28 protein-coding genes are annotated in these 25,331 nt (G+C 39.1%); all 28 read right to left on the reverse strand.

Annotated features, from left to right (window positions below; genetic code table 11):
- Positions 1 to 26: 26 nt before the first annotated feature.
- Complete coding sequence (locus BG04_RS10785; protein WP_013059800.1) at positions 27 to 884, reverse strand: F0F1 ATP synthase subunit gamma; 858 nt, start codon at positions 882 to 884, stop codon at positions 27 to 29.
- Between the two features lie 105 nt (positions 885 to 989).
- Complete coding sequence (gene atpA, locus BG04_RS10790) at positions 990 to 2,498, reverse strand: F0F1 ATP synthase subunit alpha (RefSeq protein ID WP_013085461.1); 1,509 nt, start codon at positions 2,496 to 2,498, stop codon at positions 990 to 992.
- 15 nt (positions 2,499 to 2,513) lie between these two features.
- Positions 2,514 to 3,059 (reverse strand): F0F1 ATP synthase subunit delta, encoded by a 546-nt coding sequence (locus tag BG04_RS10795; protein WP_013059802.1) that lies wholly within the window; start codon positions 3,057 to 3,059, stop codon positions 2,514 to 2,516.
- Positions 3,056 to 3,574, reverse strand: a complete 519-nt coding sequence (locus BG04_RS10800; protein ID WP_013085463.1) for a F0F1 ATP synthase subunit B — start codon at positions 3,572 to 3,574, stop codon at positions 3,056 to 3,058. The genes BG04_RS10795 and BG04_RS10800 overlap by 4 nt, the downstream gene beginning before the upstream one ends.
- 102 nt (positions 3,575 to 3,676) lie before the next feature.
- A complete protein-coding gene (atpE, locus tag BG04_RS10805; protein WP_013059804.1) occupies positions 3,677 to 3,889 on the reverse strand; it encodes a F0F1 ATP synthase subunit C in 213 nt (70 codons plus the stop codon).
- 90 nt (positions 3,890 to 3,979) lie between these two features.
- Complete coding sequence (atpB, locus tag BG04_RS10810) at positions 3,980 to 4,690, reverse strand: F0F1 ATP synthase subunit A (protein ID WP_013059805.1); 711 nt, start codon at positions 4,688 to 4,690, stop codon at positions 3,980 to 3,982.
- An 18-nt stretch (positions 4,691 to 4,708) separates the two neighbouring features.
- Complete coding sequence (locus BG04_RS10815; protein ID WP_013059806.1) at positions 4,709 to 5,080, reverse strand: ATP synthase subunit I; 372 nt, start codon at positions 5,078 to 5,080, stop codon at positions 4,709 to 4,711.
- Between the two features lie 6 nt (positions 5,081 to 5,086).
- Positions 5,087 to 5,308 carry an AtpZ/AtpI family protein gene (locus BG04_RS10820; protein WP_013085464.1) on the reverse strand — a complete coding sequence of 74 codons (222 nt, stop codon included), beginning with the start codon at positions 5,306 to 5,308 and terminating at the stop codon, positions 5,087 to 5,089.
- 297 nt (positions 5,309 to 5,605) lie between these two features.
- Positions 5,606 to 7,798, reverse strand: coding sequence for a S8 family serine peptidase (locus BG04_RS10825; protein ID WP_034648278.1), 2,193 nt, complete (start codon positions 7,796 to 7,798; stop codon positions 5,606 to 5,608).
- A gap of 67 nt (positions 7,799 to 7,865) precedes the next feature.
- Complete coding sequence (gene wecB / locus BG04_RS10830; RefSeq protein ID WP_016765923.1) at positions 7,866 to 9,017, reverse strand: non-hydrolyzing UDP-N-acetylglucosamine 2-epimerase; 1,152 nt, start codon at positions 9,015 to 9,017, stop codon at positions 7,866 to 7,868.
- Positions 9,018 to 9,039: 22 nt separating this feature from the next.
- Positions 9,040 to 9,669, reverse strand: a complete 630-nt coding sequence (upp, locus tag BG04_RS10835) for a uracil phosphoribosyltransferase (protein ID WP_013059810.1) — start codon at positions 9,667 to 9,669, stop codon at positions 9,040 to 9,042.
- 213 nt (positions 9,670 to 9,882) lie between these two features.
- A complete protein-coding gene (locus BG04_RS10840; protein WP_013059811.1) occupies positions 9,883 to 11,127 on the reverse strand; it encodes a serine hydroxymethyltransferase in 1,245 nt (414 codons plus the stop codon).
- A 117-nt stretch (positions 11,128 to 11,244) separates the two neighbouring features.
- Positions 11,245 to 11,796 (reverse strand): TIGR01440 family protein, encoded by a 552-nt coding sequence (locus BG04_RS10845; RefSeq protein WP_016765924.1) that lies wholly within the window; start codon positions 11,794 to 11,796, stop codon positions 11,245 to 11,247.
- A gap of 35 nt (positions 11,797 to 11,831) precedes the next feature.
- On the reverse strand, positions 11,832 to 12,293 hold the full coding sequence (gene rpiB, locus BG04_RS10850; protein ID WP_034648272.1) for a ribose 5-phosphate isomerase B: 462 nt from the start codon (positions 12,291 to 12,293) through the stop codon (positions 11,832 to 11,834).
- Positions 12,294 to 12,373: 80 nt separating this feature from the next.
- Entirely contained in the window at positions 12,374 to 12,802 is a 429-nt protein-coding gene (locus tag BG04_RS10855; protein WP_025752493.1) for a low molecular weight protein arginine phosphatase, read from the reverse strand.
- 231 nt (positions 12,803 to 13,033) lie between these two features.
- Positions 13,034 to 13,594, reverse strand: coding sequence for a manganese efflux pump MntP (locus BG04_RS10860; protein WP_013085470.1), 561 nt, complete (start codon positions 13,592 to 13,594; stop codon positions 13,034 to 13,036).
- A gap of 67 nt (positions 13,595 to 13,661) precedes the next feature.
- Complete coding sequence (locus BG04_RS10865) at positions 13,662 to 14,702, reverse strand: L-threonylcarbamoyladenylate synthase (RefSeq protein ID WP_016765926.1); 1,041 nt, start codon at positions 14,700 to 14,702, stop codon at positions 13,662 to 13,664.
- Between the two features lie 192 nt (positions 14,703 to 14,894).
- Positions 14,895 to 15,341 carry a GNAT family N-acetyltransferase gene (locus BG04_RS10870; protein WP_034648269.1) on the reverse strand — a complete coding sequence of 149 codons (447 nt, stop codon included), beginning with the start codon at positions 15,339 to 15,341 and terminating at the stop codon, positions 14,895 to 14,897.
- Positions 15,342 to 15,426: 85 nt separating this feature from the next.
- Positions 15,427 to 16,320, reverse strand: a complete 894-nt coding sequence (gene spoIIR, locus BG04_RS10875) for a stage II sporulation protein R (RefSeq protein WP_016765928.1) — start codon at positions 16,318 to 16,320, stop codon at positions 15,427 to 15,429.
- Between the two features lie 121 nt (positions 16,321 to 16,441).
- A complete protein-coding gene (gene prmC / locus BG04_RS10880) occupies positions 16,442 to 17,293 on the reverse strand; it encodes a peptide chain release factor N(5)-glutamine methyltransferase (protein ID WP_034648265.1) in 852 nt (283 codons plus the stop codon).
- A complete protein-coding gene (gene prfA / locus BG04_RS10885) occupies positions 17,293 to 18,360 on the reverse strand; it encodes a peptide chain release factor 1 (RefSeq protein ID WP_013059820.1) in 1,068 nt (355 codons plus the stop codon). Before prfA ends, prmC begins: the two co-directional genes overlap by 1 nt.
- A gap of 138 nt (positions 18,361 to 18,498) precedes the next feature.
- Positions 18,499 to 19,113 carry a thymidine kinase gene (locus tag BG04_RS10890; RefSeq protein ID WP_211186106.1) on the reverse strand — a complete coding sequence of 205 codons (615 nt, stop codon included), beginning with the start codon at positions 19,111 to 19,113 and terminating at the stop codon, positions 18,499 to 18,501.
- 204 nt (positions 19,114 to 19,317) lie between these two features.
- On the reverse strand, positions 19,318 to 19,518 hold the full coding sequence (gene rpmE / locus BG04_RS10895) for a 50S ribosomal protein L31 (RefSeq protein ID WP_013085477.1): 201 nt from the start codon (positions 19,516 to 19,518) through the stop codon (positions 19,318 to 19,320).
- Between the two features lie 154 nt (positions 19,519 to 19,672).
- The gene (rho, locus tag BG04_RS10900) at positions 19,673 to 20,947 is read right to left on the reverse strand and encodes a transcription termination factor Rho (protein WP_013059823.1); all 1,275 of its coding nucleotides are present in this window, start codon (positions 20,945 to 20,947) and stop codon (positions 19,673 to 19,675) included.
- A 525-nt stretch (positions 20,948 to 21,472) separates the two neighbouring features.
- Positions 21,473 to 22,759: a UDP-N-acetylglucosamine 1-carboxyvinyltransferase gene (locus BG04_RS10905; RefSeq protein ID WP_013059824.1), complete on the reverse strand. Its 1,287-nt coding sequence runs from the start codon at positions 22,757 to 22,759 to the stop codon at positions 21,473 to 21,475.
- Between the two features lie 207 nt (positions 22,760 to 22,966).
- Positions 22,967 to 23,611, reverse strand: coding sequence for a fructose-6-phosphate aldolase (gene fsa, locus BG04_RS10910; protein WP_013059825.1), 645 nt, complete (start codon positions 23,609 to 23,611; stop codon positions 22,967 to 22,969).
- Between the two features lie 137 nt (positions 23,612 to 23,748).
- Positions 23,749 to 24,606, reverse strand: coding sequence for a class II fructose-bisphosphate aldolase (locus BG04_RS10915; RefSeq protein WP_013059826.1), 858 nt, complete (start codon positions 24,604 to 24,606; stop codon positions 23,749 to 23,751).
- Between the two features lie 224 nt (positions 24,607 to 24,830).
- Positions 24,831 to 25,205, reverse strand: a complete 375-nt coding sequence (locus BG04_RS10920) for a response regulator (RefSeq protein WP_095380192.1) — start codon at positions 25,203 to 25,205, stop codon at positions 24,831 to 24,833.
- Positions 25,206 to 25,331 lie beyond the last annotated feature (126 nt).

The following is a 25,331-nucleotide window of genomic DNA, read 5'->3' on the forward strand; positions in this document are numbered from 1 at the left end:
CCTAACTTGCTTTTCCATTAAACTTTCTATTCTAACGCTGCCGCTCCGCCAACAATTTCCGTAATTTCCTGGGTAATTGCCGCTTGACGTGCACGGTTATATGACAATGTAAGATTATTGATAAGATCTTTTGCGTTGTCTGTTGCACTTTTCATCGCTGTCATACGAGCAGCATGCTCACTTGCTTTTCCGTCAAGTAGGCCGCCGTAAATTAAACTCTCTGCATACTGAGGAAGTAATACTTCTAAAATCTCTTCTTGTGATGGTTCAAATTCATAACCAACAAGTTTACCAGAAGGTTGAAGATCTGTTAGAGGCAATAGCTTCTTCTCCGTCACTTCTTGTGAAATCGTATTGATAAAGTGATTGTAGTATAAGTAAAGTTCATCAAACGTACCGTCTGCAAACATTTGAACTGTTTGTGAAGCGATTCCTTGAATGTCAGCAAAAGCTGGCTGATCTGCTAAGCCTGTGATTTCAAGCAAAACCGGAATGCCGCGTTTCACGAAGAAATCTCTCCCTACTCGTCCAATTGCAATCACACCGTATTCATCAGGTGATTGATGGCGTTCTTCAATAGCTTGAGATACTTTTCGCAAAATATTACTGTTATATGCTCCTGCTAGGCCGCGATCTGAAGTGATTACGATGTAACCAGTCTTCTTCACACTGCGCGCAGTTAGCATTGGATGTGAAGCGCCTCTGCTGCCTAGGGCTACGCTTGAGACTACTTCTTGAATTTTTTCCATGTATGGAACAAACGATTTTGCATTTTGTTCCGCTCTATTCAGCTTTGCAGCTGAAACCATTTCCATTGCTTTCGTAATCTGGCTCGTTTTTTTCGTCGATGTGATTCGAGTTTGTATATCACGTAATGATGCCAAAGGTTTCACCACCTTGTTTTAGAAGATCACGTGGTATGAAAGGTGAACAAATGTTCACCTTCACCTTATTGAAAGATTGTCTTAACATACCATGCTGACAATATATTATTCAGATGCAATAAATGTTTTCTTGAATTCTTCAAGTGCTGATTCGAATACGCCAGCTTCAGGAAGTCCACCAGTTGTACGGATTGATTCAAGTACTTCTTTACGGTTTGATTCTAACCATGTTAAGTACTCGTCTTCAAAGCGCGTAATATCTGATACCGGAACATCATCTAAGAAGCCTTTTGTTAATGCGTAAAGCACAGCTACTTGTTTTTCTACGCGAAGCGGTTTGTGTAAACCTTGTTTTAAGATTTCAACTGTACGCGCTCCTCGATTTAATTTTGCTTGAGTTGCTTGGTCAAGATCAGAACCGAACTGAGCAAACGATTCAAGCTCACGATAAGATGCAAGGTCTAGACGCAGTGTACCTGCTACCTTTTTCATCGCTTTAATTTGTGCAGATCCCCCTACACGTGATACAGAAAGACCAGCATTAATCGCAGGACGCACGCCTGAGAAGAATAGATCTGACTGTAAGAAAATTTGTCCGTCTGTAATCGAAATTACGTTCGTTGGGATATAAGCAGATACGTCTCCTGCTTGCGTTTCAATAAATGGAAGAGCTGTTAATGAACCTCCACCTTTTGCGTCCGATAACTTTGCCGCACGCTCTAATAAACGAGAGTGCAGGTAGAATACATCCCCTGGATACGCTTCACGACCTGGAGGACGGCGTAATAGTAATGAAAGTTCACGATAAGCTGATGCTTGTTTTGTTAAGTCATCGTAAATAACAAGTACGTGCTTACCGTTATACATAAACTCTTCACCCATTGTTACCCCAGCATATGGCGCTAAGAATAATAGTGGGGCTGGTTGTGAAGCTGATGCTGTTACAACGATTGTGTAATCTAGAGCACCGTGTTTACGTAATGTCTCTACTACGTTACGAACTGTTGATTCTTTTTGGCCAATCGCTACATAGATACATACCATATCTTGATCTTTTTGGTTTAAGATTGTATCGATTGCTACCGATGTTTTACCCGTTTGACGGTCACCGATAATTAACTCACGCTGTCCACGACCGATCGGCACAAGTGCGTCAATCGCCTTGATACCTGTTTGAAGCGGCTCATGTACTGATTTACGATCCATAACGCCAGGTGCAGCACCTTCAATTGGACGTGTTTTTGTTGTTTCTACTGGGCCTAAGCCGTCTACTGGCTGACCTAATGAGTTAACAACACGACCGATTAACTGCTCCCCTACTGGAACTTCCATGATGCGTCCTGTACGGCGAACTTCGTCACCTTCACGAATTTCCGTATATGGTCCTAAAATAATGATACCTACATTGTTTTCTTCTAAGTTTTGTGCCATTCCCATGACACCATTTGAAAATTCAACCAGTTCTCCAGCCATGACATTGTCGAGGCCATGAGCACGTGCGATACCGTCCCCAACTTGGATAACAGTACCTACATCACTCACTTTAATCTCAGACTGATAGTTTTCAATTTGCTGCTTGATCAGCGCACTAATTTCTTCAGCTTTGATGCTCATGAATTTCACCCCTATCTACGATCTGTGTGCAAGAAGTCCTCGGTGGATCGTTTCTAATTTGCTGCTAATGCTGCCATCATAGATACGATTACCAATGCGAAGCTTCACGCCGCCGATTAGGCTTTTATCTACTATATTTGAAATATTTAACGTATGTTTTCCAACTTTAGAAGCAAATGATTGTGAGATTGCTCTTTTCTCATCTGCACTTAAAGGTTTGACAGAATAAACAGTTGCATCTGCCACGCCACGTACTTCGTTCGCTAGGAAACGATACTCTTTTACCATTTCGCTAACAATTTGAATGCGGTGACGCTCTAATAATAGAAGAACCGTATGTTGAACAGTTGGTGAAAGTTCAGCAAATGCCTCACTTACAAACTGTTTTTTTCGCTCAATTGTAATTTTTGGATGAGTTAATACATCCATTAATTCAGGTGTTTTAGCAAACACCTCTTCAACGATTTGTAGCTGGTCTTGCATTTCATCGATCATCTGTTTTTCTGTTGCTAATTGAAAAAGAGCTAGTGCATAGCGTTTGGCTACAGCTGGTTGACTCATCGTACATCCCCTACTTCTTGGATATATTCATGAATTAACTTCTCTTGATCTTGTTCAGAAAGTTCTTTTTCAATAACTTTCGACGCAATTAAAACAGATAATGAAGCAACTTGCTCACGTAACGCAGCAACTGCTTGATCTTTTTGCTGTTCGATTTCTTGTTTTGCTGCAGCTTTTAGACGCTCAGACTCTTCGCGTGCTGCCGCAATGATTTCTTCTTTTTTATCTTCTGCAGACTTTCTAGCGTTTTCCATCATTACTTGCACTTCTTGACGAGATTGCTTTAAGATTTCACGCTGCTCTTCAACAAGCTTCTTCGCTTCCTCATTTTGCTTTTCTGCTTCATCAATCTCACCGGCAATATGCTCTTCACGTTTTTTCATGATTCCCATTACAGGACCAAACGCGAATTTTTGAAGTAACGCAAGTAGGATAAGGAACATCACTAATTGGAAAAGAATATCTCCACCATTAATGCCTGCTGCTCCTAACACAAACATGTTCGACACGGCCATGTTCACTCCCTTCAGAGACTCCACATATATAATTTACTTATTAAAGACATAAAGTAATGGCGAAGGTTCTTTTGAATGATCTTCGCCACATGTAACACATTATTATTTACCTTGTACCATGAATGCAATAACTACGGCGATAATTGGAAGCGCCTCAACTAAGGCAACCCCAACGAACATCATTGAAGTTAATGTACCACGTGCTTCTGGTTGGCGAGCTGTGCCTTCAATCGTCTTAGAAACGATAAGACCGTTACCAATACCAGCACCTAGTGCCGCTAAACCAATCGCAATTGCAGATGCTATTAAACCCATTTTATAAAGTCCTCCCTTAATATATATGATTTTGTTTAACTAAGTTTTGTTTTGTCCAAATTGGGTATTACTTGAACAAAGCTTTATAAATTAATGGTCGCTACTCACTTTGTGAGATAAATAAACCATCGTTAACATTGTGAAAATGAAGGCCTGAATTGCGCCTACAAAAATACTGAATCCTTGCCATAAAAGCATTGGAATAGCAGCTCCAATTGTACCTAGGAAGCCTGTTGTTGCTAAACCAGCTAGCAAGCTTAACAAAATTTCCCCAGCATAAATATTACCGTAAAGACGAAGGCCAAGCGTTAACGTATTGGCAAACTCCTCGATAATCTTAAGCGGGAATAAAAACGCCATTGGCTTGAAGTAATCTTTCGTGTATGCAGAAAAACCTCGCATTTTAATACCATAATAATGTGATAGTACAACTACCATAACGGCTAACGTCAGCGTAATTGCTGGATCAGCGGTTGGCGATTTCCACCATAAGTTATGGTCAATCACGATGGCAAATGGAAGACCCAACATATTTGACACAAAAATGTACATAAGTAAAGTTACACCTAGCGTCAAAAAGCGGCCACCTGTTTTCCAATCCATATTGCTATTAACGAGTCCTTTAACAAAATCTAAGACCCATTCAATAAAGTTTTGTGCACCGCTTGGCTTCATAGCAAGAGTACGAGTACATAAAACTGCAATTAAGAATACAATAACAGAAGCTACGGTAACCATAAGCAAGTTACTTTGACTAAAAGTAAGGCCTAGAAACTCTATAGTTGGTGATTCATGACCCAACTGTGTTCACCTCTCTTTCTATCTTCTACGCATATTTTGAACAACTAAATCTATGATAATGACAACGTAATACGTCATTAATCCCACAACTACACTAATAATATGAAAGGTTTTTGGATAAGAGATGGTAATCACAACTGCGAGAGCAGCTGTTGCAAATCTTACAACAGTCCCAATTGAACGGGGCTTTTTCCCCTCATCCAACGCCTGTCCAAACTGCTCAAACTTTCTTACTAAGTTCCACAAATTATACAAACTCAGGGCGGTTCCTAAAATTAAACCTGCAAAAACAGCCTTATAACTTGTAAATCCCCAGCCGAGAACGTATAATGCTAACAAATACAATATGTATGAACGAAGTCTTGGAAAAACGTGCTGCAAATCCTGCATGAATTATTAATCTCCTGAAAAAAAATGGTGGACTGTCCGCAGCATCATAAAAACACCTGCTGCTAGCCCTGAAAGAAGGCCTAAAATCAAAAATAGTGGTTCGGTGTCAAGCCATTGATCAGCCCATCTTCCAGAGAATAAGCCAATTAAGACTGAACCTGCTAACTGTGATAGAATGATTGACACTAATGCCATCGCTTGCAAAGGATGACGGTTGCGATCTTTCATAAGCTCATACCCCTTTTGCAAAATTTTCTTTTTTCCGAATTCTCTATCGTTTTTATAGCTCAATATATGATAGAAAGGCAAAAAAAATTGCTAAAAAAGGTAAAAACAGCTAATAAAATACGCAGAAATATCAACGGTTTTCACAGGTTGAAAACCTTATCATTTATATTCCCTGTAAGCATACAATAGCGTATATTTAATGTCAATGTGTTTAAGCTAAAAACTTCACAATCTCTTCTTATTGTTCACATTTCTGCCACACATAAAACCTCTTCAAATGAAAACATTTAAAGAGGTTCATTCAATCGTTATTGTACTGTGTACAACCTGCTCTTGTCTATGCTTTTTCACAAATGCAAATATTTGGTACGCCCCCGGCACAAGCGATTCATCGATCGTTATTTTCTGTTTTCTCATGCCTCTTTCTACATCAACGTCAACATCTAAATATGATATAAACTGTAAAGACTGCTTATCAAAAAGAGCAACGCCTAACTCATCTGCTCCTTCAGGCAAAAACAGTTCATAGCTATAAGTATTTTTCTCTTTTTCCGCTGCTACTTGCAATCCCATGATACGAGGATAATCTGGAATGCTAACCATGTACATATAAGGAAGCGAAAATGTTTCACGTGAATCATTTATTTCCAAATATCCGTCATATATACCTTTATTTTTAAAACGGGGCTGCACCGATAAAGTGACAGCTATTTCTTTTGTCTGATGGGGCTGCACCGTGACGGGTAATGGAACATCCCAGTTCACTCCTTCATCCCTTCTCGGAACGTTTAAGCGATACGTTTTTGCTTTATCAGACTGGTTATCAATTTTAAATGATAAGACTTTCTTTGATGGGCGCGTAAAAATACCGAAAGATAAAGAAGATGGATAAAATAAAGAGTCTGCTGTGACAGCTTTTGCTATTTGAATTCTCCCAGCTCCTTGTTCATATACGCGATACGTTTGACCATTTAGCTGCTGCATTACTTTACTTGTGTTCATCAATGAAGCTTTGACTTGTTCAGGAGACCAGTTCGGGTGAGCTTGTAAAATAAGAGCGCACGCTCCAGCTACATGGGGCGCAGCCATACTTGTTCCATGCATGCGTTCGTATCCCCCAGGAACTGTACTATTAATGAAGTAACCAGGTGCGACGACGTCCGGCTTGATTCCCCAAGTAGTCGTTACAGGTCCTCTTGAACTGAAAGATGTGAGCAAGTCTTGCACCACTTGCTTGCCAGTACGTAAGTATGGCTGTTGAGACTGAATGTATTGACTAATGGTATCACCGTTTTTTTTACTTATCCATATCACTGGAATATTTACTGACTCCTGTAGTTTACCGATTATGCTTTTTTCAGTCGGACTATATAAAATAACGGCTCTTGCTCCTGCCTGTTCAGCTTGTTTAATCTTTTTTTCAACCACATTTCCTTCTGCTTTTAGCAAAATGACGTTACCCAACGCATGCTTTTGCTCTTTGAAGTATTCTTCATTTATTACACGCAGCGTTTGATTAAACGTCCATGGACGAGACCCTTCTACTGGCGCCATCATAATTTTTTCTTTGCTAAATCCAATTGTTAGAAATTGAACTGTTGTCGGGGAAACAGAAGCGCCAACCGAAATAGCTTTTCCCGCTGTACCTGGAGAGCCCACAGTCCATAAACCTGGACCTGAATTGCCGCTGGATGTAACCGTTACAATTCCTTTTTCAACAGCTCGATCTAACGCTAAGCTTGTTGGTAAATCAGGGCCATTCACATCATTTCCTAATGATAAATTAATAATATCTACATCATCTTGAATTGCTTTTTCGATAGCTAGAATAACACTTTCAGACGTTCCAGCTCCACCAGGTCCAAGAGCTCGGTATGCGTAGATCTCCGCTTGAGGTGCTACACCTTTAATATTTCCATTTGCTGCAATAATACCAGCTACATGAGTGCCATGCAGAGTAGGCTCTCCTTGCTCCCGAGTGGTTTCCATCGGCTCATAATCTTTATCTATTACATCATACCCTCCCCTGTAGGTTTGTTTTAAATCGGGATGAGAATAATCAACACCCGTATCGATGACGCCTACTTTGATCCCTTTTCCTGTTAAGCGCCGATTATAAGTATCAAATAAGCCCCTTACCTGTTCTGAGCCAATGAAGGTTACGCTATTTTCTTCTGCAACCTGGTAGTTTTTAATAGAATGTGAACCAATAATAGAAGGATTATGAGATAGTTTTTCCAAATCCGAGATGGAGCCGTTTAATGAAAGTCCTGTAAATACCGTGTGAAATTCGCTCTTAATCTTTATATTAGAATAATTTTTTTGTAGCTGATTTTTAAATTCCGCGAATTTTTCTTTTTCAACCATGACAATTATTGATTTTTCCTGATGATTCATTTCTTGTTTTATAGAAGGAAATATCGGATTGAACGACATTTGCCCTCCCCCGCTCCCTAATATAAAGCTAATCATTAACCATTTAATCCACATAAAAAAACACCTCTCACACTATCGTGTCTCAAAGAGACACTTTTCATGTGAAAGGTGTTTAGAAATCTTACGAAAGCGGATTAAAAGCTTCCGGTCTATTTTCACGGCGGTTGAAATAGTAGCTAATAGCATCACAAATACGTTTAGAAGCTAAGCCATCTCCATAAGGATTCGATGCTTGTGACATTTGCTTATATACGTCTTCATCTATTAACAGCTCTTTTGCTAGCGTATAAATTGTTTCTTCTTCCGTTCCTGCTAGTTTGAGCGTTCCTGCTTCAATTCCTTCCGGTCGCTCTGTTGTATCACGAAGTACCAATACAGGTACGCCTAATGAAGGAGCTTCTTCTTGAACACCGCCCGAATCTGTCAAAATAATATGAGCGCGCTCAGCGAAGTTATGGAAGTCAATTACATCTAACGGTTCAATTAAATGAATGCGTGGATCATTTCCTAAGATATCGTTTGCTGTTTCTCTAACTACCGGATTCAAATGAACAGGATACACAACTTGCACATCTTCATGTTCATCCACAATACGTTTAACAGCACGGAACATGTTTTTCATTGGTTCGCCTAAATTTTCGCGTCGATGCGCCGTTAATAAAATAAGACGATCATCTCCCAATTTCGTTAACACTTCATGCTCATATGTCTCTTTTACTGTCGTTTTTAACGCATCGATAGCTGTGTTTCCAGTCACAAAGATTCGCTCTTCTTTTTTATTCTCTGCTTGCAAATTAGCTGCAGACTTATCTGTCGGAGCAAAGTGCAAATCAGCGAGAACGCCTGTAAGCTGACGGTTCATTTCTTCCGGATATGGAGAATATTTATTCCATGTGCGCAAACCTGCTTCAACATGTCCCACCTGAATTTGATTATAAAAAGCTGCTAGTCCGGCAATAAACGTCGTAGTTGTATCGCCGTGTACAAGTACGATATCCGGCTTTACTTTTTTCATTACGTCGTCCAAACCTTCTAATCCTCTGGTCGTTACGTCCATAAGAGTTTGGCGATCTTTCATAATGTTAAGGTCATAGTCAGGCTGAATGTCAAAAATGCTCAATACTTGGTCTAACATTTCACGGTGCTGAGCCGTTACCGTAACAATCGCTTCGAACTCCTCCGGTCGCTTTTTAAGCTCTAGCACTAGAGGGGCCATTTTAATTGCTTCTGGTCTTGTCCCGAATATCGTCATTACTTTAATTGGCTGCTTCATGTTCATCACCCGAATCTACAAATTATTTTGTACCGAATAAACGATCCCCTGCATCACCTAAACCTGGAACAATATATCCATGGTCATTTAATTTTTCATCTAATGCCGCAATGTAAATATCTACGTCAGGGTGTGCTTCTTTTACGATTTCCACGCCTTCAGGAGCAGCAATTAAACACATAAATTTAATGTTTTTAGCGCCTCTTTTTTTAAGAGAGTTGATTGCTTCTACAGCTGACCCTCCTGTTGCAAGCATAGGATCTACTACAATAAAGTCACGCTCTTCTACATCATTAGGCAGCTTTACATAATATTCAACAGGCTGTAATGTTTCTGGATCACGATATAAGCCAACGTGTCCAACTTTAGCAGCTGGCATTAGTTTTAAAAATCCATCTACCATGCCGATACCAGCACGAAGAATTGGAACGATACCAAGCTTTTTCCCTGCAATAACTTTTGACTTTGTTTTGCAAACCGGTGTTTCAATTTCAACGTCTTCTAGCGGTAAATCACGTGTCGCTTCAAAAGCCATTAAGCTTGCCACTTCATCAACTAATTCACGAAACTCTTTCGTTCCCGTTTTTACATCACGTATGTAAGTTAATTTGTGTTGAATAAGCGGGTGATCAAATACGTATACTTTGCCCATTGATATCTCTCCTTATATATAAAGATGTACACATTAAAATACCATTCAACGAATTGAATGGTACGTACTAGTAAAAACATATCTCTTGCTAATTAAATTTATACATTGCATTCATTTTACAGAAAAAAGTTTTTGAGTTCAAGCATTATTCAAAAAATGATTGAATTGCTACCACTTTCTCCATAAAAAAACAGGCACAAAGGCCTGTCTCTCTTACAATGATTTATACATTTCAAACTTGCTTGTTAAAGCTTCAACGCGTGTTTTAGCTTCAGCTAGCTTTTCTTCATCTTCAATATTTTTAAGCGTTAATCCGATGATAGAAGCAATTTCATCCATCTCTTCTAAGCCAAATCCGCGAGTTGTAACCGCAGCTGTACCAATACGGATACCGCTTGTTACAAATGGGCTTTGCTCATCATAAGGAATTGTATTTTTGTTTGTTGTAATACCTACATCATCAAGCGCTTTTTCAGCCACTTTGCCTGTCAAATTCATTGAGCTTACGTCGATTAACACAAGGTGATTGTCTGTTCCTTCAGATACAAGAGCAAATCCTTCTTTCTTTAATCCTTCTGCTAAACGATTAGCATTATCGATGATATTTTGAGCATAGTGCTTAAATTCATCTTGTAATGCTTCACCAAATGCTACTGCTTTTGCAGCGATAACGTGCATCAATGGACCACCTTGAATACCAGGGAAGATTGACTTATCAATCTTTTTCGCAAATTCTTCTTTACATAAAATCATACCGCCGCGTGGTCCGCGCAGTGTTTTATGTGTTGTAGTTGTAACGAAATGAGCATGTGGCACAGGATTTTGATGAAGTCCTGCAGCTACTAGACCAGCGATGTGAGCCATGTCTACCATTAAATAAGCTCCTACTTCATCAGCGATTTCACGGAAACGCTTGAAGTCGATTGCGCGCGGATATGCGCTTGCACCAGCCACAATTAATTTTGGTTTATGTGTACGAGCTTTTTCTAATACATCATCGTAGTTAATGCGATGTGTTTCACGATCTACGCCATATTCAATGAAATTATACTGAACACCACTAAAGTTAACAGGACTTCCGTGCGTTAAGTGACCGCCGTGCGATAAATTCATACCAAGTACTGTGTCTCCAGCCTCTAAAACTGTGAAATATACAGCCATGTTTGCTTGTGCACCTGAGTGAGGTTGAACATTCACGTGCTCTGCTCCGAAAATTTCTTTTGCACGATCACGAGCTAAGTCTTCTACTACGTCTACGTGTTCACAACCACCGTAGTAACGTTTAGCTGGATAGCCTTCAGCATATTTATTTGTTAAAACTGAACCTTGTGCTTCCATTACCGCTGTTGTTACAAAGTTTTCTGAAGCAATTAGCTCAATCTTAGTACGTTGTCTTTGTAATTCATCCTTGATCGCATTATAAACTGCTGGATCTTGTTGCATTAGTTGTTTCTCCATCAAAATCCTCTCCTCATTTCGTATTCGCAATGTTCGTTATTTGTTGATTCAACTACATTGTAACATGATTTATTTAGAATAAAAAAGAAAAAATGTGTATTATTTTAATATATTTAATTACGAAAGTTCGTAAAACGCTCTCATTCCACCAATTAGTTTTGGACGCGTCTTTGCTAAAGTAACATGAGCGTGTCCAACTGCGTTTAACGTACAACGAACGGGTACTGCGACATGCTTTAAATGCATACCAATGAATGTATCTCCAATATCAATACCGGCATCAGCTTTAATAAACTCTACCAAAACAGGATCTTTAAGCTGGCCATAGGCCTGTGTAGCCATCGCTCCGCCTGCTTTATGAATAGGCACAACACTAACCATTTCTAAACGCTCTTTGCGAGCTAATTCTCTTTCTACTACCAGTGCTCGATTGAGATGTTCACAGCATTGAAATGCTAAGTGAACACCCGTCTTTTTTCGAAAATCTGATAGTGTATCAAAAATCATTTCTGCGACTTCCATTGCGCCTGCGGTTCCTATTTTTTCACCAATTACCTCGCTTGTACTGCATCCAATGACAAGTGTATGTTCTGAAGACAACTGCACTTGTGCTAAAAAATCAGATAGAACTGTTTCCAACTGCTCTTTCCATTTCGTAAGTTCAGACACGTTTTTCTTCCTTTCTTTCATTGAATACGTTCACATTATACAGTTAATGTTGCATCACTTTGCTGCTCATACTGTTTAATTTTATTCACGCGATTTTCATGTCGGCCGCCTTCAAATTCTGTCATTAACCAAATTTTCGCAATTTCACGTGCAAGTCCCGGCCCAATGACACGTTCACCCATTGCCAAAATGTTGCTATCATTATGTTCTCTTGTCGCTTTTGCACTAAACGTATCATGCACTAGAGCACAGCGAATTCCTTTTACTTTATTAGCTGCTATACTCATACCGATGCCTGTTCCACAAATAAGAATGCCTCGATTTACTTCTTGGCTCGCCACTTTTTGAGCAACGGGCAGTGCATAATCCGGATAGTCTACGGACGCTGTGCATTCACACCCTAAATCCACATATTCAATATTTAATTCTTCCATTAAAGAGATAATTTCCTGTCGCAAATTTATACCGCCGTGGTCAGATGCAATAGCTACTTTCATCTTTGTTTCCTCCTCATACGTACCTTCGTCTTATATTAAATTTCTGTTCATTTTAAGTCAGCAAAAATTTATGGGACCTTTTATAATTTGTCGACTATTTTGTTAATCATACGCTCTAACTCTTCTAAAGTCTGTTCGTACGTCTGTAATGATCCGCCAAACGGATCAGATACTTCACCTTGCTCGTCGGCAAATTCTTTTAGCGTAAATAATTTATCACTTACGTATGGAGCTTGGTTCAAAATCAGCATTTTATGCTGCTCCGTCATCGTAAAAATATAAGTAGCCCACATCAATTGTTCTTCCGTTAATGCTGCCGAAGCATGAGAACAAGCTATGCCTTTCTGGTGAAGGGCAACTTGTGCATGAACAGAAGCTTCACTTCCATTTGAAGCGAATACGCCTGCAGACTTCACGTTTATTCCATCTATCTCTTTAGCTTTGAGCAACGCTTCTGCCATAGGGCTGCGGCACGTGTTTCCTGTACATACAAATAAGATGTTTTTCAAGATACATCCTCCCTTGCTTTCACTATGTTCGACTATGTTGATATTCCACCCTATTGTATCTCTATTGCCTGCATAAATCCAGTTAGCTTTTTCAGGTATTTTTTTATCGATTATCGCTTCATGCATCTCGAAAAAACGACTTCGCTTTCCTTCTTTTATCACTACAATCCAAAAGAAGCAAAAAAAGACCATAACCTGCATGGTCATGATCCTTTACCTATTTATATATAGTTAAAAAGGTAATAACAATTTGATTCCAAAAGCTAATAAAATGCTCCCGCCCAGTGCCTCACTATATGAACCAATCCAACCTTGTACTCTTCTGCCTAGCAGCAATCCTAACCAAGTTAATAGCATACTCACTACGCCAAAAACAATAATGGTCAAAAACGTTCTTGCCCCAAAAATACCTAAGCTAAGTCCAACAGAAAAACTATCTAGACTCACGCTGAGCGCAAAAAATAACAGTCCAAAGCCAACTGGTTTGATAAACGGCGTATCGTCATGCTTAAAGGATGAATAAATCATCTGCGCCCCAAGAATCAACAATAAAATTCCACCGCCATAGGTAGCAAACATTCCAAGTTTATCAGACAAAAGTCGTCCAATAAACATGCCTAACAGCGGCATCCAAATATGAAATACACCGATAACAACACCAATGTAGAAAATTTGGCGAAAGCGTAAACGAATTAATCCCATTCCCAAACCAACTGAGAAAGCATCCATTCCTAAGGCAAACGCCATAATGACTAATGTGATCATTTCACTAATTAACTGAGATACATTCATCTTTACCCTCCTCGGACGTGCTCCTATTTCAAAATATGCACATTCGAAAAGGTTTAGAAGATGAATTTTATTGCTTAATCACGTGATGTCCTGCAGCTTTCATTAATCGGTTCATAACGGCATGACCGACTCCTTCTTCAGAAAAACTTTCACTAACGATAACATCTACGTCACACTCATTAAATGAACGAAGCGACTCGTATAAGTGGCTAGCAACCGTCTCTAAATTTGAACGAGATCCACATGTGATAACCGCATCCGCTTTATACGCATCTTCATGTTCAGATGTCGTTAATACCCCCACTCGCTTACCCTGATCTTTATAGCGATCGATAATAGATTGGAAAAAATCTGAACTGCCGTCAACAATGACAAGCGGTGCATCAGGTGCGTAATGCGTGTATTTCATACCTGGAGATTTTGGCGCTTCTTTATCACTTAGTAACGCTCGATCTACTTTTACGGGACCAATGACATTTTCCAACTCTTTCTGAGTAATGCCGCCCGGACGTAAAATAATAGGAATCTCTTCAGTACAATCAAGGACAGTCGACTCTACTCCTACCCCTGTTGCTCCTCCATCTACAACTCCGCTAATACGCCCTTCTAAATCATTCATCACATGATGAGCTAGAGTGGGACTTGGCTTACCGGAAAGGTTTGCACTAGGAGCTGCGATAGGCAAAGCCACTTTTTTTAATAATGCGAGGGCTACCGGATGTGATGGCATTCTCACTGCAATGCTGTTTAAACCAGCCGTAACCTTATCTGAAACTCGATCTTTTTTGGGCAATATTACTGTAAGAGGACCCGGCCAAAAAGCATCAATCACTTTCTCTGCTTTTGAAGGAATCGACTCTACAAATGTATGAAGCTGCTCTTTATCTCCAATATGAACAATAAGAGGGTTATCACTAGGACGTCCTTTCGCTGCAAAAATTTTATCCACAGCTTTATCCGATGTTGCATCTCCTCCTAGTCCATACACCGTCTCTGTAGGAAAAGCAACCACTTCGTGATTGCGCAGCAAATCTGCTGCTTCTTCTATCTGTGGATAAATATCTTTTTCGTTCGTAAAATTATCCACAACCCATAACTTAGTTTCCATCTTCTTCAACTCCTTTTTCTTTCTATATCTAGGTTTTTTTTACTTTAAAAGTACAATATGTATCAAAGATAGTAAAATACCTGCATTCATTATATCAACAAACAAGCTTTATCCACAAAATGTGGATAAAGCTTATGTTTTTGTGAATAACATTGTGGATACCCAATCAAAATGATTTATCCACATTTTCTTTTAACTAGCTGCATAAAACATCACATAGACATCCCGAGGGTTTGGTAACTTTTTTAAATAAGAATGTTCTTTTAACAACTCAGGCAGTGCACTGTAAGATGTTTGCTGAAAATTCATCATTTGAAAAAAATGTAGAGAAGATGCCTTATTTGTTAGTAAATATAGTTGCTTCACGCCATGCTTTTGAGCCAGCTGGACGATGCTTTTAAATAGCAGCAGAATATCAGATTGCATTAAAGAAGGAGACACGACAAGGGAGCGGAGAATTCCATCCACACCTTCTTTTTCAAACCCAACTGTTGCTAGCAGCTCGCCTTCTTCATTTTCCATTATGACAAATTGATGAATATGCTCTTCCACGCCAGCTGTGCTGATGCCCGCTTTTTGTAAGAACTGCTCAATTCGAATATAATCATTTTCACTAGCAATTTTTAATTGTTCTCTCATTTTAATCACCTCAACTTGTTTTCTAGTAACAAATCTATGAGATGATTAAAAAAAGTAGAACTGAATTTTATTTTTAATGATTCTATTAATTAAATACTGACGATACCCATTCTACTACAAAAAACTTAACTTCTACGGAATCTTCTTTTGATTTAGAATCAGCTTTTTTCTTAGATGAAACAGATTTTTCAGCTTCTTTACTTTCCTTTTTTTCAGCCTTAGCACTTGTTTCTTCCTTTACTGTGCTGCTTGTATCTTTTGCAATTACTTCTGTAGAAGATACTGTTGGTTGAGAAGGTTCCTCAGCTTTCTGCTCAATAGAATCCGATGTAATAGTTGCAGATTGAATTTCTGTTTTCACTGCGGGTTCTTTACTTTCAGCCGATTTGTCATCTGTTTTGTCTGCAGATTTTGATTCAGAAGCTGCTGGTTTCTCTTTTTCTTCCTTTGGCTCTTCTTCAGATGGCTCCGGCGCTTTTACCGCTTCACCGTTTGAGAAATCTAAGAAGCATAAAGGAGGAAATAGTACGCACCACCAGTTTGCTCCCTCTCCTTTGCCAAGAGTAATAAGCACGGCTTCATACTCACCTGCTGGATATAAGAACTGACCGTACAACTTAGTAGGAAACTCTACTTTTCCGAATTTAACATGAACAGATTCATTTACGCCTTCTTCTTTTAGCACTTCTTTCGCAATTGTTTCAAGCGCCGGCAAATTTTCTTTAATTGTTTTTCGAGCTACAGTTACAGATGTTAAATTTTTTACCCATTCTGTGATTTGTTCGTTCACGCGGTCACGAATCAGACGTTTTACGTACTGGTCTTTTTCACCGTCGCTGTTTGCTAAAATGCGCAGTCGAATTGCCTCGTCTGGAATGACTGCAGGCTGATCTGCCTGCACTTGGTTATGTGTATATATAAGTTGAGCATTTGCTCCAATAATTAATAAAATAAAATAAATGATAGCATATTTCTTCATTTCGGCCACCGCCCTTTCATAGGAACAGTATGGCCGAAAGCAAGATATCTTAAACTAGTAATTTAGTAAAAAAATGCATGATTTTCAAAAATCAAAGGGAAAATCATTCCCTCTGATTTTTTTAGTTCTCGCGAAGTTGTGCAAAAACCATTCGATCTTTTCCATTAATATCATATACACATTCTACAAAAGCTGTCGGAAACGTTTTTTGCAGCATCTCAGCTACATCTTTTGTCTGTCCGACCCCGACTTCAAATCCAATAATACTATTTGACTTCGTCACATATGGCAACTCTTCCATGAAACGTCGATAAAAATCCAGGCCATCTTTTCCACCAAAAAGAGCTCGGTTTGGCTCATGATCTTTTACCACTGTGGACAACTCATCATCTGCTGGAATATAAGGCGGATTAGACACAATTACATCAAATTTCTGATTCGATAATAAAAATGGTTGTAATAGATCTCCCTGTATAAATATGACAGCAGCGTCCAGGTTTTGAGCATTTTCTTTAGCTACGCTTAAAGATTCTATAGCTATATCTGTTGCTGTAACTTCCACTCTGTCAAGCTCCAAAGCTAAAGTGATAGCAATTGCCCCACTTCCCGTTCCAATATCTAAAAGCTCAATAGGCTGGTGTTGAAATTCTTTTTTTATTCGAGAAATCATTCCGTATACCAGCTCTTCCGTTTCGGGCCTTGGAATTAATACATGTTCGTTTACAATAAATGAACGCCCGTAAAATTCTTCTGTCCCAATTAGATATTGTACAGGCATACCTGCTTTATGAGCATGGACATCTTGTTCAAATCTTTTTAGAATTTCTTCTTCTAGTTCTTCCTGCAGAGCACCTAGCAAATGAGTTCTCGTCATCTGCAAGTGATGGCGAAGCAAGAGTTCTCCCGCGTTTTCATCTCGCTTTGCCTCTTTCAAAAAAGAAGAAGCCCACTTAAGGGCTTCAAATACTTTCATTAGTTCGAATCTTCCATTCGGCGCGCTTGGTCTTCCATGACTAATGCATCGATAATTTCATCAAGCTTGCCTTCTAAGATTTGATCTAGCTTTTGAATCGTCAGACCAATACGGTGGTCCGTTACGCGATTTTGCGGGAAGTTATACGTACGGATACGCTCGGAGCGATCTCCAGATCCAACTGCTTGTTTGCGCGTTGCATCGTACTCTGCTTGTGCTTCTCGCTGGAACTTATCGTACACGCGAGCACGCAATACTTTCATTGCTTTTTCTTTATTTTTAATTTGAGACTTTTCATCTTGACATGATACCACTGTATTTGTTGGTAAATGCGTTAAACGAACGGCTGACATCGTCGTATTAACACTTTGGCCACCAGGTCCACTTGAAGCAAATGTATCTACACGGATGTCTTTTTCATGAATGTCCACTTCGACTTCTTCCGCTTCAGGAAGACATGCTACCGTCGCTGTAGATGTATGAATACGACCGCCTGATTCTGTTTCAGGAACTCGTTGAACACGGTGTGCACCGTTTTCAAATTTCATCTTTGAGTACGCACCTTTACCGTTAATCATAAAGATAATTTCTTTATAACCGCCTACTCCAGTAGTCGTTGCTTCCATTACTTCTGTTTTCCAGCCTTGGGATTCAGCAAAGCGCGAATACATGCGGTACAAATTAGCTGCGAATAATGCTGCTTCATCTCCACCAGCCGCTCCACGAACCTCCATGATTACGTTTTTATCATCGTTTGGATCTTTTGGAATTAATAAAATACGTAGCTTTTCAACTAGCTCTTCTTGCTGCGTTTCTAACTCGGCAATTTCTTCTTTTACCATGTCACGCATATCCGCATCAAGCTTATCTTCAAGCATCGTTTTCGCTTCTGATAACTGCTCTTTTACATCTTTGTATTCCTGATAAGCCGCTACCGTTTGTTGTATATCTGATTGTTCCTTCGAATATTCTCTCAACTTAGAGGGGTTGTTTACGATCTCAGGGTCACTCAGAAGTTCGTTTAACTTCTCATAGCGCGCCTCTACCGCTTCTAAACGATCAAACACGTCATTCACCTCATTCTTTATCCATAACATTGTAATTATAGTATAGCTTTAAAATAGAGTCAAAACCTTGTTAATACACGTATATGAACAAAAAAACAGAACTGCGCGTTCTGTTTTTATCATCATAAAATTCTTGCTTTATCTTTCGACCATTTCACTTGAGTCCACAGACACCGCTTGTCCTTTAGACTTTTGCACAACGTGGCAATGACGACATCTTGGTTCGTACGATTCAGACGCACCGACTAAAATAATAGGGTCGTCATAAGAAGCAGGCTCACCGTTAATCAAACGCTGCGTACGGCTCGCAGGAGAGCCACATGAAGCGCACACAGCCTGTAGCTTTGTTACCGACTCTGCAATAGCCATTAACTGCGGCATTTGTCCAAAAGGTTCACCTTTGAAGTCTTGATCTAACCCCGCTACAATCACACGAAAGCCTTGATCCGCTAAAGATTGAACAATTTCTAAAATATCTGTGTCAAAAAACTGTACTTCATCTATCGCTACTACGTCTGTCTCTTCATCTACTCGCTTTAAAATATCGCGCGATGCCGAGATTGAATAAGCCATAACAGATGTACCATTATGTGAAACAACCGCTTCTTCGCTATATCGATTATCGATTGCAGGCTTGAACACTTGTGCTTTTTGTTTAGCAAACTGCGTGCGGCGCACACGTCGAATTAACTCTTCTGATTTCCCTGAAAACATACTGCCACAAATTACTTCTATCCAACCGCTTTGTTTCATTACGTACACCACTGCGGGACTCTCCCTTCTTCTCGTTCCGTTTCTGAGCGAACCGCTACTAACTTAATCTACGTCTTCTATGTAGATCTTATTCCTATGATAAAGTACCCACTTTTTTATCAAGCAGACACTGTTTTTCTACTTTTATAAGCAAAAAAACAGGCAAGAAGTTAAGCTACTTGCCTGTTTGTTTCGACAATGTGATTATTTAAGACCGTATTTTTTGTTGAAGCGATCAACACGGCCACCAGCTTCAGCGAATTTTTGACGACCAGTGTAGAATGGGTGACATTCAGAACAAGTCTCAACGCGGATCTCTTCTTTTACAGAACCACTTTCAAATTCGTTTCCGCAAGTACATTTAACCATAACTGTTTTATAGTTTGGATGAATTCCTGTTTTCATTCGTTTCATCTCCTTCCGCCCTGAATCATTCTGAAACAGAGTTTATTGATAAAGATAGTGATGAAATAATAACTATTTCACTGTGTACTTTATCAACACACATGATGAAATTATAACAAGGGTTGTATGCTTTTGCAACCACATGTTTTATAACTTATCGTTTATTTGCTAGAAGCGTTTTTTTCTCTTCCGTTAACATCGAGAAGAATTCTTCATTTGTCTTTGTTTGACGTAAACGTTTTAAGAATTTTTCTGCAAAATCAGGAGCATCTGCCATTGATTTACGAATTGCCCATAAGTGGTCTAAATGCTCTTTTGGAATTAGCAGCTCTTCTTTACGTGTGCCTGAGCGACGAATGTCAATCGCAGGGAAGATACGTTTTTCAGCTAGTGAACGATCTAGATGCAGTTCCATGTTACCTGTACCTTTAAATTCTTCATAAATAACATCATCCATACGAGAGCCTGTATCAATTAAGGCTGTTGCTAGAATGGTTAAGCTGCCTCCATCTTCAATGTTACGAGCAGCTCCAAAGAATCGTTTTGGACGGTGAAAAGCAGCCGGGTCAATACCCCCTGATAGTGTACGACCGCTCGGTGGAATAACTAAGTTATAAGCACGAGCAAGTCTTGTGATGCTATCCATCAAAATGACAACATCTTTTTTGTGTTCGACTAATCTCATCGCACGTTCAAGTACAAGTTCCGCTACTTTAATGTGGTTTTCTGGCACTTCGTCAAATGTAGAACTGACAACATCACCGTCAACCGAACGCTCAATGTCCGTCACTTCCTCAGGACGTTCATCAATAAGAAGAACAATCAATTCTGCATCAGGATGATTCGTTGTAATGCTATTGGCAATTTCTTTTAACAGCATCGTTTTACCTGCTTTTGGCGGCGCGACAATTAGTCCCCTTTGCCCAAATCCAATTGGTGAAATCAAGTCAATAATACGCGTAGAGAAACTTCTTGGCTGAGTTTCTAGCAGCATTTGTTCATTTGGATAAATAGGCGTTAGCGCTGGAAAATGCACGCGATCTTTTGACGTTTCCGGATCTTCTCCGTTTACCGCTTCTACATGTAATAATCCGTAGTAACGCTCATTTTCTTTTGGAGGACGAACTTTCCCCGATACCTTGTCTCCATTACGCAGATCGAAGCGACGAATTTGTGAAGCTGAGATATAAATATCTTCTGAACTCGGTGAATAGTTAATTGGTCGTAGGAAACCGAATCCTTCTGACTGAATAATTTCAAGAACGCCTTCCATAAATAAAAGCCCATCTTGTTCAGCTTGAGCCTTTAAAATAGCAAAGACAAGTTCTTTTTTCGTTAATTTACTATAGTACGAAACTTTATACTCACGAGCATGTTCATACAGCTCTTTTAATTTCATATTTTCTAAACTGGATAATGTTAAGTTCATTAGGACACCACGCTTTATAATGAATAATTTTTAACCGTTCCTCCCATATTAAATTCAAATATAAAATTGAGAGATGATATGGATGGAATAAATCTGTGAAAATGGAGAATATAACCTTTGAAGTATAATAAGTAGAATCAATTGATTAACTATACACTTTTAGAAGAATAATTCCGACATAAAACCATTTATATTATCTTGATAAATTTAACGTAGCAATTTATATTCTAACCTTTTTCTATCTTTTTAATCAATCTTTTTTTACTTTAGAAGATGAATAAAAAAAAGGAAATTTAATAGCTTACGAGAAGCGAGGAAAACCTTTTCATAATTTCACATTAAAGGAAATAAACTGGACGTTAAAATAAGAAGTGAAATTTACCTTTTAGCTTCCCTTTTTATCTATTTACCCTATTCATAAATATATAAGCTACACAGAGATAGAAGAACGCTCCTACGCCTGTGTAGCTTATTAAAAAGCTCATTTCTAAACTTTGCTTTCATGACTGTGGCACCGATTTGCCTTTATGAATTTTGAAATTGCTCAATTTCCTCTTGAGTCATCTCTTCACGCCAAATCATTGCCCCTAAATCCGATAGCTTGTCTACTAAATGGCTGTAACCTCGGTCAATGTGCTCTAAACCCGTTACCTCTGTAATCCCTTTGGCCATTAAGCCAGCCGTTACGAGAGCTGCTCCTGCTCGTAAGTCCGACGCTTTCACACGTGCACCTTGTAAGTGAATGGGACCATTAATAATAGCAGAACGTCCTTCTACCTTAACAGATGCATTCATTCGTCTCAGCTCATCAATATGCTTAAACCTTGCACCGTAAATTGTATCTGTCACAACGCTTGTACCAGACGCTCTTGTTAGAAGCGTCGTAAATGGCTGCTGTAAATCAGTTGGAAAACCTGGATATACTAGCGTCTTAATATCTACGGGCTTCAATAGCTGACGAGTCGCTACAAGAATTTGATCTGAGCTTGTTTCGATATGAATACCCATTTCACGCATTTTAGCCGTTAATGACTCCAAATGCTGAGGGATAACGTTGTCCACAACAACTTCTTTTCCCATACTCGCTCCCATGATCATATACGTGCCTGCTTCAATTCGGTCTGGAATGATGGAATGACGGCATCCTTTTAATTGATCTACTCCATCAATTCGAATAACATCCGTACCTGCACCTTTAATACGGGCACCCATACTTGTCAGCAACGTAGCTACATCAATAATTTCAGGCTCTTTAGCAGCATTCTCAATAACGGTACGCCCTTTTGCTCTTACAGCAGCGAGCATAATATTGATTGTTGCTCCTACGCTAACAACGTCTAAATAAATTCGAGCACCAATCAGTTCCTCAGCTCGAATGTAAATGGCTCCTTGCTCATTTGTTACTTTAGCGCCAAGAGCTTCAAAGCCTTTAATGTGCTGATCGATTGGTCTAGGACCAAGGTAACAGCCTCCTGGAAGCCCAACTACCGCTTTTTTAAAGCGTCCCAACATCGCCCCCATTAAATAATAAGAAGCGCGTAATTTTTTTACTTTTCCGTTCGGTAAAGGCATTGCAACCATTCCGGATGGATCTACTGTTAATTCGTCGTTATCAATGGTTACTTTCCCACCAATTTCTTCAACTAAATCCCCTAATAACTGCACGTCTGAAATATCGGGCAGACCTTCAATTGTAACAGGTGACTCGGCTAAAATTGTTGCTGGAATAAGCGCAACGGCACTATTTTTAGCACCACTGACGCGGACGGATCCACTTAAGGTAAAGCCACCTTGTATTTTTAACTTTTCCATTTATAGCTCCCTTCTAGTGAAAGAAAGTTTCTCACCTAGTAATTGAGGAAAATTTTGGTACAAAGAATACCTAAAAGAATGGTTATTTTTCCTATTACCTACTAGTGTACACGAAAATGAAAAAATCATGTATAGTTTCGACAAGATAAAAGAAAAATATGGCATTCACCTGTCAGGATGGTAAACGCCACACAAATTTATACATGTTTAGACATTTCGTTTTTCCCAATCTGCCAAAAATTGGTCAATTCCTGCGTTTGTTAACGGATGTTTGAACAATTGCATTAAAACTTTGTAAGGAATTGTCGCAATATGTGCTCCATTTTTTGCAGCTTCTGTTACGTGCATCGGATGACGAATAGATGCTGCAATAATTTCTGATGGAATGTCATGAATCGCAAAAATATCTGCGATATCTGAGATTAAATCGAGACCATTAAAACCAATATCGTCTAATCTTCCTAAGAAAGGCGATACGTAAGTAGCACCTGCTCTTGCTGCCATTAACGCTTGGTTAGCTGAGAAAATAAGCGTAACGTTTGTCTTAATACCTAAACTAGTAAATTCTTTTACTGCTTTTAAGCCATCTGGAGTCATCGGTACCTTGATTGTGATATTCGGCGCAATCGCAGCAAGCTCTTTTCCTTCGCGAATCATGCCTTCTGCATCAAGCGCAATCACTTCTGCACTTACAGACCCTTCAACGAACTCTGTAATTTCACGAAGACGATCTTCAAACGTGATGTTCTCTTTAGCTACTAAACTAGGATTTGTTGTAACCCCCGCTAACAAACCCAATGAATGCGCTTCCTTAATTTCGTCTAAATTAGCCGTATCAATAAAAAACTTCATGAATGCCATCCCCCTGTGTTATGTATTCAGAATGATAAGAAAATTATAGTAAAAATAAAACCGCCTTACAATAAAAATAAGACGGTTTTATTTTTCAGAATCAACTAACTGCAAACAGGCAATCCGAAGATTTCAAATTATGCTTTGTTAGAAGAACCGAATTCACGCATTTTACCTTGAACCGTTTCTTTGATTGCTTCGCGAGCAGGTCCTAAGTATTTACGTGGATCATATTGTTCAGGTTGCGCAGCTAATACTTCACGAACAGCTTTAGCTGAAGCAATTTGGTTTTCAGTGTTTACGTTGATTTTAGCAGTACCTAAAGAAACTGATTTTTGGATATCTTTTGTTGGAATACCAGTTCCACCGTGTAAAACTAATGGTAAGCCTGTACGATCTCCGATTTCTTTCATTTCAGCAAAACCTAGGTTTGGTTCACCTTTGTATGGTCCGTGAACTGATCCTAATGCTGGAGCTAAGCAATCGATACCTGTACGGTTAACAAGTTCTTCACACTCGTTAGCATCTGCATAGATAACGCCTTCAGCAATAACGTCGTCTTCTTGTCCACCAACAGTTCCTAGTTCTGCTTCTACTGATACTCCGTGGAAGTGAGCTAGTTCAACTACTTTAGAAGTAATTGCAATGTTTTCTTCAAATGGATGGTGAGAAGCATCGATCATTACAGAAGTGAATCCAGCATGGATTGCTTTTGCACATGATTCAAAGCTTGAACCGTGGTCTAAGTGAATTGCAACTGGTACTTGAACGTCGTAATCTTCGATTAGAGCTTCAACCATTGCTACAACAGTTTTGAAACCGCCCATGTAGCGTGCTGCACCTTCAGATACACCAAGAATAACTGGAGAGTTTTCTTCTTTTGCTGCTTGAAGAATAGCTTGAGTAAACTCTAAGTTATTTAAGTTAAATTGACCTACTGCATAGCCTTGTTCTTTTGCTGTAATAAGCATTTCTTTCATTGATACTAAAGGCATATTGAAATCCTCCTTAAAATCAACCTTAGATTAGATGCTAACCAAAAGGCACACTCAAATAGTATGCTCTTGAATTGAGTGTTTCATGTAGAAACAACGCGCATCTTTACATAATAGATTGTCGAATTATGAATACAGTAATTAGGATACCAACTAACAATGAAAACAGCAACATTTTTAGGCTGATATTCAAAATTTGTTAGGATGAAAACCCTACCAAAACCTTAATTCGACTTTACTGGTATATATTCCCTAACAACTTTTCGGATTTCATCAATATCAAACGGTTTTGCAAAGTGTGTTAATGCTCCTAAATCTTTTGCTTCTTGAATCATATCCAATTCACCATAAGCGGTCATAATAATGACTTTAATTGCTTCATCGTGCTGCTTTAACCTTTTTAAAATTTCAATTCCATCCATTCCTGGAATTTTCATATCTAATAAGACAAGATCCGGTGCTTGCTCTTTTGTAATATCAATCGCCTGGAAGCCGTTCGCCGCTTGAAATGTCGTATAGCCTTCTTTTTGCAGCACTTCCGTTAATAAAATACGTATACCATACTGATCATCAACAATTAAAATTTTCTCTGCCAATATAATCCCACCTTTTATATTCCTCTTCTACAGACAAAACTAACATATGTATTTCGCCTTTAAAACAAAAATCCCTGCTTATTAGAGAAATTGTTACAAAACATAGCTTTTTTTGTCATCCATCCAACT

Origin of the sequence: Priestia megaterium NBRC 15308 = ATCC 14581, from assembly GCF_000832985.1 — a bacterium.
GTDB classification, from domain to species: Bacteria; Bacillota; Bacilli; order Bacillales; family Bacillaceae_H; genus Priestia; species Priestia megaterium.